Raw genomic sequence first — 13,196 nt, forward strand, 5'->3', positions numbered from 1 at the left:
AAGCTTGACGGATATGGACATTCCTCACTCCCGATATCCCCAGAGGAAGTAAATCCCGGTGCCTTCCCCCATGGTGCGGCCGACCGTCAGCATCACCGGCCCGATCAGGCTGTCAATGCCGACATAGGCCGAAACCGACTTATGCCAATCGCGCCCGCCGCTCGTCAGATCGTCGCCCATCACGCTGTTCCAGGCACGCCCGAATTCCGCCTGCATGCCGGCCCAGACGGGTGCCTGAAGCGGCATGAATTCCGAAATGTTTCTCGCAAGTGCGAAGCGCGCATATTCCAGACGAGACCCGGACCAGCGTCCGTAGGGCGAGCCCACCATGCGGCTTGCGCCGCCAAGCTGAAATGCTCCGGCAACGGTCGAGCGCCCAATCTCAGCCTCGAGAAGGGCCGTCCACTTTTCCCGGCTCCAGGGAACGAGCACGTTCACTTCAAAGACATGCGTGCCGCCGCGGCCGTCGATATTTTCGTCACTCGTCCGCCCCTCAGCCGTCAGGCGGTATCCCTTGGTCGGGAAGCTCACGTTGTCGAGCGTATCGAGGAAAAGATGCGCGCCGACATAGGGCGCATCGTATCGTTCCTGCGGCGGCGGATCGCGGCCGATCTCCGGCTTGGCCCGCATGGAAATCCAGCCTGCGGAAATGCCGGCATAACCCAGTCTCGCCATTTCCCAGCCGAAAAGAACCTGGCTGTCGAACTGCGTCGCGCGCCAGCGCGCAATCGCCTGCCGGCCTTCCGTGCCGTAGATGTCGTAGGACTGACGCTCAAAGGAAATGCTCGGCTGAATGAAAAGCGGCAGTGTGGTTCCGAGCGGCTGATAGAACTCAGAGAGAAAGCGCTGGCGCTCGCCGATCTGAATTTCATTACGCCATTCCGCACCCCAGCTGTTGAGGAGATGCCAGGAATGCGCAAAGAGGAAGTTGAAGGAACTCACCTTGTCGAAATCAGTTTCAAGCGACCCGCCGAAACGCACGCTCGACCAGACGGAATCTTTTTCGCGGGGCTCGAGCACCACGACTGAAGTCCCGTCAGGGCCCGGATCCAATCGATAGGTCACGCTCTCAAAATATCCGTCCGCAAATACAGAGCGCGCCGCGGCATCGAGTTCGCTGCGCGTTCGCACGCTGCCCGGCCGGATGGCCGCACGTTCAATCGTCCTTTCGGGAGGAATGCGGGAATTTTTATCCTCGGCCACAAGCACTTCATAAACCCGGGTCTTCTTCTTTTCGGGGGGATCAAATAGTTCCGTACGAGCCTTATTCCACGCGGTCCACTCGGCCTTCGGCCTGGCAAGGCCCTTAAGCCGCTCTGCGGCCTTCCTTCCTGCCTCTTCGCCGCGAGCGATGATTTCCGCGCTTTTCTTGAGGTCGGCGGAAGAATATTCCGTGAGGTCGGGCGTAATCAAAACATCCCCGGGAGAGAGTTCGCCCAACGACTTTCTCACATTCTGTTCCGTCAGGAGATTCACCATCTGCGCCATCACGCCGACCACGTTCGTGAGCTTCTCCTTATCTGAGAGCGGCGTGCCGACATTCACGGCAATCACCACATCCGCCCCCATTTCGCGCGCGAGCTCTACGGGAAGATTGTCAACCAGGCCGCCGTCGACCAGAAGCTCGCCCTTATATTGCGAAGGCGCAAAGGCGCCCGGAATGGACATGGAAGCGCGCATGGCCTCTCTCAGCGTGCAGTCCTTCTGCATGACGACGCGGTAGCCCGTCACCAGATTGGTTGCAGGCGCAGCAAAGGGAATCGGAAGCCTCGAGAGGTCCCGAACCATATCGAAGGCCGAAGTTTTTCGTGCAAGGAAAAGTTCGAGTTCTTCGGACGGAACAAAAGCTGCCGGCAGCATCGGCGTCCCCTCGCGCGACATTTCAAGTCCGCTAGAAGGAAGGCTCTTATAGTCGTCAAGCTTTCTGCGCCAGTTGACGAGCTGCCTGTCCGGCCGGGGACCGAGCATGCGGTCCCAATCCACGCCGAGGACCGTATCCTCGAGCTCAGGGAGCGTGAAGCCCGCAGCATAGGCGCCTCCGACCATGGAGCCCATGGATGTACCGGCAATCACGTCAATCTTGACGCCGAGCTCTTCGAGCACGCGTATCACGCCCACATGCGCAAACCCTCGGGCGCCGCCCCCTGAAAGCACAAGTCCCACGCAGGGCCGGCCTTCAGCACGGCACGCCGCGCGCACCTCATCAGGCGTTTTTGCAACGGCCGTTCCGGTTACCTTTCCGAAAATACAGAGCCCGAAGAGCGCAAGCGCTGCAAGAGCAACTGAGGTTCTTCTTTTCGGCATGGCTCTCTCGACTCCTTTTGCGGTGCTTGGTGACTACTCCCCGTCCAATTCTTCGAATTGGGCGAGGCTTCTCGCTTCTTCGGTCACAACCCGGATGTCTCCGGGATTTACACGACCTCAGCGAGCATTTGGAGAGGACATTTCTCTCCGCAGGACGGGTAGCCCCTCCGCCCTCAGTATTCTGATGCCTTCAGCCCGGATGTTGGCTGCAGCGTTGCCGTCGCGGTCATGGTGAGCGCCGCAGTGCGGGCACGTCCATTCGCGCGTAGCAAGATCAAGCTTCTCAAGCTTGAAGCCGCAGCAGGAGCACGTCTTTGAAGAGGGATAGAAAGTATCGATCAGTATGAAGTACTTTCCTTCCCGCTTCATTTTGTAGGCAATCATTCGTAAGAGCTCGCCCCAGGCGGCATCAGCAATCGACTCCGCCAGGTGGTGGTTCTTCAGCATGTTGATGATTCTTAAACTCTCCGCAGCCAGCGCTTGACTTTCGTTCACGAGTCGCGAAGAGACCTTGTGAAGGTTGTCGGTGCGGGCATTCGCCACGCGCTTATGCGCGCGTGCGAGCCTACGGCGCGCCTTCTCGCGCCGGCGGCTGCCCTTCTGAGTTCTTGAAAACTGCCGGCATCTGCGGCGCAGCACCTTGCGGGCGTGCTTCAGATGCCTCGGGTTCGGTTCCTTGCGTCCGTTCGATTCCGTGAGGAGATCCTTGATGCCGACATCGATGCCGATGACCTGATCCTCATAGATCTCCTTCAGAGGTTCCTTTTCAGCAAGACCATCTTCCCAGAGGACGGCGGCGTAGTAGTCGCCGGCGGCATCGGCTTCAAGCGTGATGCTCTTCACCTTGCCGACGACCTCCCGATGAATCCGAGCCTTGATCGGCTCCATTTTCGGCACGCGCACGTAGTTGGGGCCGACGGAGACGTTGGTGCAGTGATAGCTCGACTGCGGCCCTCTGCGGGACTTGTAGTGCGGAAAGCCTGCTCTTCCATCAAAGAAAGCGCGGTAGCCCTTGTTGAGATTCCGCACCGATTCCTGAAGCGCCATCGAATCGTATTCCCTGAGCCATGCGTACTTCTTCGACTTCTTGGCTCTGGCGATGAGTGGCTTGATCTCGTGGATGAGGTCAAGCGATACGCCCCGCGTACGGTAGTAATGCTTCTTCAGGAAGAGCGCCATGTTCCAGCACTTGCGGACAGCACCCCACTGTGCCCAGAGAAAAGCTTCCTGAGCGGCAGTTGGGTAGATGCGGAATTTCGCAGCACGGAGCATGTGGCGGTCAAATGAATTTATTTTAAAAAAAATATTATGATATTATCATAATTAAGAATTAGCGGTCAAGGAGAATTTCGATGTTCGACGACTACGAAAGAGCGCGTCACAGCGTGACGAAACTCCATGTGCATTTGATCTTCACAACGAAATACCGGCGAAAAGTGATGACGCCGGAAGTGCTCGAAAGCGTGCTTGCTGCCCTAAAAATCGCGGCCGAAGATTTAGGCTGCAGCCTCCTGGAGGCCAACGGGGAAGCGGATCACGTACATCTGCTCGTGAGCTATCCTCCGAAGGTGAGCATCAGCGAGATGGTGAACCGCTTTAAAACGCGTTCGTCTCGAAAGATACGCGAGGAATATCCAGGGATTCTTGAAGGAGGCAAAACAGGGCTGTTTTGGTCGCGCAGCTACTTTGCTTGTTCAGTAGGCGGAGCTTCCCTGGAAGTTCTTAAAAAATACATTGAGAATCAGACAACCGATTAGCCGCCATTCCTCCCCGCCCCATCCGGGGCGAGGGCTCCTGGCGGATTTTGCTGAAGGAAGCAGGAGAAGCTTTGATTTTCTCGTGCTTCAGGATTTCCCGAGAATACTCAATAGGATGATTGTATGCGCGTACTTCTGACAGGCGGCATGGGCTTTATCGGCTCCCACACGGCTGTGGTGCTTCAGGAAGCAGGCCACGAACCGGTGCTCTACGACAACCTCTCGAATGCCGACCTGGGCGTCGCCAAACGCATTGCGGCAATCACCGGAAAGACCCCGAAATTCATTGAGGGCGACATCCGTGACGAAGAACGCCTTGAAAGGGCCCTTCGCGACGAAAGCATTGAAGCCGTCATCCATTTCGCCGGCTTGAAGGCCGTCGGCGAATCCGTGGTGAAGCCGCTTGAGTATTACGACAACAATCTGATCGGCACGATCCGGCTTCTTGAGGCCATGAAGAAGACGGGCGTCAGGCGACTCATCTTCAGCTCCTCCTCCACGGTCTACGGAACGCCGAAACGCCTTCCGCTGCATGAATCCGACCCGACGGGAGAAGCCACCAACCCGTACGGGCGCACCAAGCTTCAGATCGAGGAGATCCTCTCCGACCTCTGCCGGGCGGCCCCGGACTGGAGCGCAATCTGTCTGAGGTACTTCAACCCGATCGGTGCTCACCCGTCAGGTCTCATCGGGGAAGATCCCAACGGGATCCCCAACAACCTCCTTCCATACGTTGCCCGGGTGGCAAACGGGCGCCTCCCCTGCCTCAATGTCTTCGGCGGCGACTATGAAACGCCTGACGGCACGGGCGTGCGCGACTACATTCACGTGATGGATCTGGCCCGCGGCCACGCCGCGGCGCTTCCTTATGCCATGAGCCACACCGGCTGGAAAGCCGTGAACCTCGGCTGCGGCAGAGGCTACAGCGTGCTCGAAGTCGTCAAGGCTTTTGAGAAGGCTTCCGGGCGCAAGGTTCCCCTCAAAATCGGACCCCGCCGTGCGGGCGACATTGCCGCCAACTGGTGCGATCCGACGCTGGCAAAGGAACTTTTCGGCTGGGAAGCGAAGCTTGGCATCGACGACATGTGCCGCGACGCCTGGCGTTTTGAAGAAAAGCGCGCCGAGGAACTCAAGGCACAGTCGAATCAATCCTGAGTTTCCCCAATTGCAAATCGTGGCAGGAGGAAATTATCCACGGACTTATCCACAGACTCCTGCCATGAATAACAATAGCTTGCATTGAAAAATGCAAGTTGTTCACACGAAAGTCTGCAGTTCTCAGGCTGACTCTTCTGATGCGCTCTGAAGCCCTTCATGCCGATGAGCGCATTTGTGAAGAAGATATCCAGTCCGGATCCTTGTTTTTCAGAGACTTCCGCAGCGCGGGAAAGGATCCTTTTCGCCAGCGCATACCGTGAAACGGTTTCCCCGGGCGGCGCGAAATGAAGCACTTCCGGCACGCCTTTCTCGAGCGAGCTTTCTGCGCCTCCGAGCATCATGGAGGCCGACCAGAAGGCCAGCGACTCATAGCTTGAAGGCCTCCCAAACTGATTGGTCCGCATGGTGATGGGTTTTCCGGACAATGCTCGTTCGAGTACTTTTTTGGGGAAGCCTTCCCCTGTCGCTTCTGAATAGAGCCAGCCTGCTCTGACGATAAGCGCCTTTCCCAAAGCCTTGCGGGTAATGCGGAGCACTTCACGCTCCCCATCGAGCTTTGTTCGTCCATACGCTCCCTGGGGTTTCGGCCTCAGATCAGAGTGAAGCAAACGACGGCCGCCGCCGGAAAAAACATAGTCGGACGAGTAGTGCAGGAGCGGCGCATCCCAATGCGCCGCAGCAAGAGCAGCTCCGCGGGGCGCAAGAACGTTTCCTCGAAACGCGCCTGTTTTATCGACTTCCGCACGCGGCACGTCGGACCATGCCGCAGCGCAGACAACCCAATTGGGGCGTCCGCCGGGAAAACGATTCGAGAGCTTCAGCACGGATGCCGGATCCGCCGCATCCGCTTCAGCGCGCGACGCGGCAACCACATTCCTCGCCCCAAGCTGATGGAGCGTCTTATCCAGCTCGCGCCCGAGCCTGCCGGCGCCGCCGAGAATCAGAATGCCGCTCATTCTCAAGCCCTCTCGAAATAAGCCTTGAGCCATGGACCGGTAATGCTTTTCTTATTGCGAATCAATGCCTTGGGCGTGCCCGCCGCCACGATTTCCCCTCCCGCATCGCCGCCCTCCGGTCCCATGTCAATGAGCCAGTCGGCAGCAGCGGCAACGGCAAGATCATGCTCGATGACGAGCACTGTATTGCCGAGCTGAGTAAGACGCCTCAAGGCGCTCAGAAGCTTCGCCGTATCTTCAAAATGGAGTCCGGTCGTCGGCTCATCGAGTATGTAGAGCGTTTTCCCCGTGTCGCGGCGCGCAAGCTCAGCCGCGAGCTTCACGCGCTGCGCTTCGCCGCCCGAGAAAGTTGCCGCATTTTGTCCAAGCCGGATGTAGCCGAGCCCCACGTCGGCAAGCGTATCGAGCTTGCGGATGATCTGAGGCTGCTGAGCGAAGACTTCCCGCGCCTCATCCACGGTGAGATCAAGCACATCCGCAATCGAGAACCCCTTCCAGCGGCATTCGAGCGTTTCACGGTTGTAGCGTTTCCCGCCGCAGACGTCGCACGTTACGAAGACATCCGGCAGGAACTGCATCTCCACGCGCACAAGGCCGTCTCCGGAACAAGCCTCGCACCTTCCGCCCCGTGCATTGAAGCTGAAGCGCGAGGCGTCGTAGCCGCGCTCGCGAGCGGTAAGCGTCTGCGCAAACACGTCACGAATCAGCGTAAAAAGCCCTGTATACGTAGCGGCATTAGATCGCGGCGTTCTTCCTATCGGCGTCTGATCAACGGAAATGACTTTATCGAAAAGACTGCTCCCCTCAATTTGCTCAAAGGGCAGCGCCGGCGTCTTCGCATTATTAAGGAAGCCCGCCATTGCCGGGAGAAGCGTATCCGTAATTAACGTCGACTTTCCGGAACCTGAAATGCCCGTCACGACAGTGAGCGCGCCGACCGGAATTTCGAGCGTCACATTTTTAAGCGTTCTCCCCGAAGCTCCGATGAGTCTCAGCCATTCGGATTTCGCCGCAGAAAACTTCTTTGCGACCGTTCCCTGAGCAACGGTCTTTGCATGCGAAAGGTAAGGTCCCGTCACGGAATCCGGATTCTGCATGATCTCGTCGGGCGTCCCGACCGCGACGATGCGGCCTCCCTTTTCGCCGGCGCCGGGCCCGAGATCCACAATCCAGTCCGCCGCGCGCATGACGTCTTCGTCATGCTCCACAATGACAACCGTGTTGCCGAGGTCTCTCAGATCCTTGAGCGTCCGGATAAGCCGGTCTCCGTCTCTCGGATGCAGACCAATGCTCGGCTCGTCAAGCACGTAGAGAACGCCGGACAACCCGGATCCAATCTGCCCTGCAAGACGAATTCGCTGACTCTCTCCGCCCGAGAGCGTATTGGCGCGTCTTGCAATTGTGAGATAGCCGAGTCCGAGCGACTCGAGGCACTTCAATCGGGGCACGGCTCCCGCAATAAGCTTTTCGCCGATTGACTGCTTGCTTCCCGTGAGCTTCAGCCCCTCCAGTCGTTCCCGCAAGGATAGAAGCGTCATGCGGGAAGCTTCTACGAAGGTGAAGCCCTCCGCCGACCGCTCTCCCACCCAGACATTGCGGGCGATCGGCCCCAGTCCGCTCCCCGCGCATTCCCTGCAGAGCTGCGGCGCCCGTGCCTCCTGAAGTGCGGCCTGTTCCGGCGCGGAAAGCTCGCTCCATCTTTCATCGAGTTCGGGGATTGCCCCCGGGAAAGGCGGATGAAGTGCTTTGGTTTCCGAGCTTCCCCAGAGAAGCGCCTCCTGCTTAGACGCATCAAGCTCGCGCCAGGGGACTGACGCATCGATGCCGAGCGCTTCTGCGGCGGCAATGAGACGCTTTGGATCAATGCCTTTAAGCGCACCGCTGCCGATCGATTGGGCAGGATCGGCAACAACCGACTGAGGAAGAAAGGAAATTCTTTCTCCCGTGCCGGCGCACGCGGAACAAGCTCCCCTGGGATTGGTGGTTGAAAAGTGAGCGGGCTCGAGCTCTCCCGCCGTAAAGTCGCATAAAGGGCAGGCATATTTGGAAGTAAAGGCGGCGCTCCACTCTGAATCCATGTCCTGCGCAATCACGCGTCCATCCGCAAGCGAGAGCGCATTTTCAATACTGGAGGCAATCCGCTCGCGGGCATCCGGCCGCACGCGCAGACGATCGACGACAACATCCAGATCATGAGGCTTCCCGTCTGCCCAGACTTCTCCATCCGCGTCGTCAAGACTGAGGACCTCTCCGTCCGCTCGAATGCGCTGATATCCCTCACTCTGCAGTTCATCGAGGAGCCGCCGGGCTTCCTGAGCCTCAAAAACATGCTGACGCTTCACGGGAGCAAGAATCAGCAGCCTCTTGTCGGCGGCATCCACCAGAAGACGATCCGTCATGTAAGCAACCGACTGAACCTCCAGCCTAAGGTGATGAACCGGGCAGTAGAGATCCCCTGTACGGGCAAAAAGAAGCCTCAGGTAGTCCGATACTTCTGTTGCCGTGCCGACAGTCGAGCGCGCGCCTCCCTGGGTGGTTTTCTGATCAATTGCAATCGCCGGCGGCAGTCCGCGGATTTCATCCACTTCAGGCCGGGGAAGGCGCTCTAAGAACTGCCGGGCATAAGCAGAAAGGCTTTCAACATAGCGGCGTTCGCCTTCGGCATAAAGCGTATCGAAGGCAAGCGAACTTTTCCCCGAACCCGAAACGCCGGTAAACACGATGTATCTGCCGCGCGGAAGATCAACCGAAATATTCTTCAGATTGTGCGTGCGCGCGCCCCGAATAGAAATGACATCCATGACTGCTTGAAATTACCCGCTTTTAAGGCACTGGAAAAGTGGAAAAACTATAACGCGGACATTCGGACCGGCCAACATAGACCGGCAGACAACACAATCGCCCCACCTTTTCCATGACTCAGTCAGCCCCCTGGCGCATGACGCCGCGCGAGAAAAAAACAAGCATTTCGCTCGCTGGAATATTCGCGCTTCGCATGCTCGGCCTTTTCGTCATTCTTCCCGTTTTTGCCATTTATGCGCGTGAACTTCCCGGGGGAAACGATGAGTTCATGGTAGGCCTTACGCTCGGCATTTACGGGCTCGCTCAGGGCATTCTGCAGATCCCCTTCGGTGCCGCATCAGACCGCTTTGGAAGAAAGCCCGTCATTATTGCAGGCCTCCTGATCTTTGCTTTCGGGAGCTTCATCGCCGCCTGCTCGGGCTCCATCTGGGGCATCTTTTTCGGCCGGGCCCTTCAGGGCGCCGGCGCCATCTCCGCCGCAGTCACAGCCTTTATTTCAGACTCCGTGCGTGAGGAAGTCATTACCAAGGCAATGGCGATGGTGGGAGCCTCCATCGGCCTTACGTTCGCCGTTTCACTCGTCATTGCGCCGCTTCTTTCCGACCTCTGGGGCGTCCCCGGAATCTTTGCGCTCACCGGCCTCCTTGCGCTCGCTGCGATCCTGGTCGCGAAATTCGTTGTTCCCGACGCCCCTCAGCACCTGAGAACCAAAACATCCGGGAAGCCCTGGCAGGAAATTCTGCTCGACCACCAGTTGATCAGACTCAATATCGGCATTTTTGTCCTTCATGCATGCCTCACAGCAGTCTTTGTCGTCATCCCGACGCGGCTCCTCGAAATGAATCTCCCCTCCGAGCACCACTGGTGGGTTTATCTGCCTGCCGTCACGGCGGGCTTCATCGTGATGGCGCCGCTCATCATCATGGGGGAGAAGCGCGGCAAGATGGTACGCATCATGAAGCTGGTGATCGGCTTTCTCACGGTCGCTTTCGTGCTTTTTGCCTATCTCATGCATTCGATCTGGGAAATTGCATTTCTCCTCGGCCTCTTCTTCGTGGGGTTCAATGTGCTCGAAGCAACACTGCCGAGCCTTATTTCCAAAATGGCTCCCAAAAGCGACAAAGGGCTTGCTCTCGGGATCTACAACACACTGCAGAACTTCGGCCTTTTTGCTGGCGGCGCTCTGGGAGGCTTCATCGCCCGTGAGTGGAGCGCAGAAGCCGTCTTCTTTACCTGCGCTTTTGCTATGCTTCTGTGGCTCGCCTCAGCGATTGGCCTCAAGGAGCCCGAACGCTCCAGCCGAAAACCTGGGGAAGCCTTAACTTAGTTTTATTTCACACCATTACCTTTTATTTTTTGTCCGAATATGGCTTCCATCAACAAGGTTATTGTTCTCGGCAACCTCGGCGCCGATCCTGAAGTCCGCTATACCCCCGACGGCGGCACCGCCATCGCCACCCTGCGCATTGCCACCTCGCGCCGCTACAAAAACCGCGACGGCCAGCCGGTGGAAGAAACCGAATGGCACCGCGTCATTCTTTTCGGCCGTGCTGCCGAACTTGCCAAGGACTATCTGCGCAAGGGCAGTTCCGTCCTGATCGAAGGCCGCCTGCGCACGCGCAAATGGACCGATCAGAGCGGCAACGATCGCTGGACAACCGAAATCGTCAGTGAAAACATGCAGTTCGTCGGCGGCCGCAACAATCGCCAGGATAACGGCGGCGATGCAGGCTACGCGCCCTCGAACGATTTTGAATCGACGCCGCGTCCCGCACCGGCTCGCCAGGCGGCTCCGGCACCTGCTCCTCAGCCTTCACCTGCCGCAGCGTCCGCTCCGATCGACAGCCTTGACGAAGACGTTCCGTTCTGATCTGGACTCTCATGAAGCAGTGCATGGATGCGCCGAATCTTCACAGGCGCCTCAAAAAGATCATCGGCCAGGTTCAGGCCATCGACCGCATGGTTGATGAGGATGTTCCCTGCGAGGACATCCTCGTGCAGATCAATGCCGCCAAGAGTGCGCTTCATAAAGTGGGGCAAATTGTCCTGGAAGGGCACCTGCAGCACTGCGTGCGCGACGGCATCGCGAAGGGTGATGCCGATGCCACGGTTGCCAAGTTCGCAAAAGCGGTTGAACATTTCGCCCGCATGTCCTGATGGCGGCGGGCACCTTGACAGCCCGCTGACGGAGGCATAAGCTGTACCCCATACCCCATGGGGTACAGTACTTTCAAAACATGGCCGCACATTGTGCGGCTTGTTTTTTAGCCCATTTCGATACCCATACGGGTATAAGTAAAAAAAGTCTCCGCTTTCCTTCATGCACGCCGTCTGGCAGGATGAGCCCCGGCGCCAGATCGTTCTGATCGTCGTCTCCGCCATTGCTCTCCTATTAGGCTTCTTTGACATCACGGTCTCCGGCATCGACCTCTCCTGGGTTGCGATTCTCCTCTGCGGCACGCCGATCGTCATCGAGGCGGCAATCGGACTCATTACGCGCTTTGACGTTAAGGCGGACCTTCTGGTCTCGCTCGCCCTCATTGCGTCCGTCATCATCGGCGAATATTTCGCTGCAGGCGAAGTCGCCGTCATCATGCAGCTCGGCGCTCTGCTTGAAGAAATGACCGTCGCCAAGGCGCGCAAGGGCATTGAGCGTCTCGCGTCGCTTGCTCCCGAAACCGCACGCGTGATTTCATCAGGCACGGAACGCATCATCCCTGCCTCAGAGGTGAAGAAAGGCGAAACCATCCGAGTCAATCCCGGTGAAACCGTCCCGGTGGACGGCGAGATCCTCTCGGGCAGCACTTCCGTTGACGAATCCGTCCTGACGGGTGAACCGATCCCGGTAGACAAAGCCGCGGGCGACCACGTGATGTCGGGGTCCATCAACCGCTTCGGGGTTTTTGAACTTCGGGCAGATGCCGTGGGCGAATCCTCCACGATCGCCCGCATGGCAAAGCTTGTCGAATCCGCGGACGCGAGCCGGGCGAAAATCGTGCGGCTTGCCGACCGCTGGGCCACCTGGATCGTGGCCTCCGCGCTCTCCATGGCCTTCATCACGTGGCTCGCCACCGGAGAAGAAATCCGCGCCGTTACGATTCTCGTCGTCTTCTGTCCATGCGCCCTGGTACTTGCAACGCCGACAGCCGTCATGGCGGCAATCGGCTGCGCCACCAAGCGGGGCGTGCTCGTGCGCGAAGGCGATGCGCTTGAGCGCCTCGCCGAAATCGATCGCGCCGCATTCGACAAAACCGGCACGCTCACCACGGGAGAGCCCACGCTCTGCGGCGTGAAGAGCCTCTCGAGCGCCTATACCGAAAGCGACATTCTTCGCCTCGCGGCAATTGCCGAGAAGCCGAGCAGCCACCCGCTGGGCCGCGCCATCATCCGCGGGCTTAAGGACGCTGAAAGGGCTCAACTGCCGAACCCGAACGACTTCAAAATGGAATCGGGAAGCGGCGTGAGCGCCCGGATCGAGGGTCGCGCTGTCGCTGTCGGCCGTCTCTCCTGGCTGAAGCGCATCGGTGCCGTCGGCATCGAAGAGGCTCAGTCCGCAGCCGCCGTTTTTGAAGCAGAAGGCGCCACCACGGTTTTCATCGCGCTTGACGGCACGGTTGCCGGCTTCATGGCGCTCTCGGACGCAATGCGCCCGGGGATCGCCAATGTCATGCGCAATCTGGAAAAACAAAATGTCTCGCCGATGCTGATGACAGGCGACCATAAGGAAGCTGCAGAACATGTTGCCAAAGAAGCCGGCATTGACGAACGGTTCGTCGATGCGGGCTGCATGCCTGAGGACAAGCTCCGCCGCCTCGAGTCGCTTGAGCGCGCCACGATCCGCACCGCCATGGTGGGCGACGGCATCAATGATGCCCCGGCCCTGAAGCGCGCCTGGGTCGGCATCGCCATGGGCGGCATCGGAAGCGACTTCGCCGTCAACGCCGCCGACATCGTGCTCGTCAGGGACGACATCCGCGTCATTCCATGGCTTGTTCGACTCTCGCGCCGCATGATGCGGATGATCCGCTTCAACATCACGCTTGCGATGGGAATCAACTTTCTAGCCATCATCCTCGCTGCGCTCGGCCTGATGGGTCCCGTCCTGGGCGCCCTGGTGCACAACGCCGGCTCCGTCATCGTCATTCTCAATTCCGCAAGGCTCCTGAGAACGCCTGCTGAAGAAGATCAGAAATCCTGAGGAACGGGCGCTCAGTCCCTC

At 58.6% G+C, this 13,196-nt stretch carries 10 protein-coding genes; 6 read left to right on the forward strand and 4 right to left on the reverse strand.

Annotated features, from left to right (window positions below; translation table 11 throughout):
* Window positions 1-24 precede the first annotated feature (24 nt).
* Window positions 25-2,304, reverse strand: a complete 2,280-nt coding sequence (locus FG381_RS07205) for a patatin-like phospholipase family protein (protein ID WP_139688186.1) — start codon at window positions 2,302-2,304, stop codon at window positions 25-27.
* 117 nt (window positions 2,305-2,421) lie between these two features.
* The gene (locus FG381_RS07210; RefSeq protein WP_139688187.1) at window positions 2,422-3,576 is read right to left on the reverse strand and encodes an RNA-guided endonuclease InsQ/TnpB family protein; all 1,155 of its coding nucleotides are present in this window, start codon (window positions 3,574-3,576) and stop codon (window positions 2,422-2,424) included.
* An 80-nt stretch (window positions 3,577-3,656) separates the two neighbouring features.
* Here FG381_RS07210 and tnpA point away from each other — a divergent pair, with 80 nt between their 5' ends.
* On the forward strand, window positions 3,657-4,061 hold the full coding sequence (tnpA, locus tag FG381_RS07215; RefSeq protein WP_139688188.1) for an IS200/IS605 family transposase: 405 nt from the start codon (window positions 3,657-3,659) through the stop codon (window positions 4,059-4,061).
* 123 nt (window positions 4,062-4,184) lie between these two features.
* Window positions 4,185-5,216 (forward strand): UDP-glucose 4-epimerase GalE, encoded by a 1,032-nt coding sequence (galE, locus tag FG381_RS07220; RefSeq protein ID WP_139688189.1) that lies wholly within the window; start codon window positions 4,185-4,187, stop codon window positions 5,214-5,216.
* On the opposite strand, the gene FG381_RS07225 is transcribed toward galE, so the two are convergent.
* Both FG381_RS07225 and uvrA read right to left on the reverse strand, forming a co-directional pair.
* Complete coding sequence (locus FG381_RS07225; protein ID WP_165697851.1) at window positions 5,207-6,175, reverse strand: SDR family oxidoreductase; 969 nt, start codon at window positions 6,173-6,175, stop codon at window positions 5,207-5,209. The two genes, galE and FG381_RS07225, sit on opposite strands and share 10 nt — an antisense overlap.
* A gap of 2 nt (window positions 6,176-6,177) precedes the next feature.
* The gene (gene uvrA / locus FG381_RS07230; protein WP_139688191.1) at window positions 6,178-8,976 is read right to left on the reverse strand and encodes an excinuclease ABC subunit UvrA; all 2,799 of its coding nucleotides are present in this window, start codon (window positions 8,974-8,976) and stop codon (window positions 6,178-6,180) included.
* Window positions 8,977-9,089: 113 nt separating this feature from the next.
* Here uvrA and FG381_RS07235 point away from each other — a divergent pair, with 113 nt between their 5' ends.
* From FG381_RS07235 to FG381_RS07250, 4 genes are all read left to right on the forward strand, one after another.
* Window positions 9,090-10,304 carry an MFS transporter gene (locus FG381_RS07235; protein ID WP_139688192.1) on the forward strand — a complete coding sequence of 405 codons (1,215 nt, stop codon included), beginning with the start codon at window positions 9,090-9,092 and terminating at the stop codon, window positions 10,302-10,304.
* Between the two features lie 39 nt (window positions 10,305-10,343).
* The gene (locus tag FG381_RS07240) at window positions 10,344-10,847 is read left to right on the forward strand and encodes a single-stranded DNA-binding protein (RefSeq protein ID WP_139688193.1); all 504 of its coding nucleotides are present in this window, start codon (window positions 10,344-10,346) and stop codon (window positions 10,845-10,847) included.
* An 11-nt stretch (window positions 10,848-10,858) separates the two neighbouring features.
* On the forward strand, window positions 10,859-11,134 hold the full coding sequence (locus FG381_RS07245; protein ID WP_139688194.1) for a metal-sensing transcriptional repressor: 276 nt from the start codon (window positions 10,859-10,861) through the stop codon (window positions 11,132-11,134).
* A gap of 163 nt (window positions 11,135-11,297) precedes the next feature.
* Window positions 11,298-13,175, forward strand: coding sequence for a heavy metal translocating P-type ATPase (locus tag FG381_RS07250; protein WP_139688195.1), 1,878 nt, complete (start codon window positions 11,298-11,300; stop codon window positions 13,173-13,175).
* Window positions 13,176-13,196: the final 21 nt, after the last annotated feature.

Origin of the sequence: Sutterella faecalis (assembly GCF_006337085.1) — a bacterium.
In the GTDB taxonomy this organism is placed as follows: domain Bacteria; phylum Pseudomonadota; class Gammaproteobacteria; order Burkholderiales; family Burkholderiaceae_F; genus Sutterella; species Sutterella faecalis.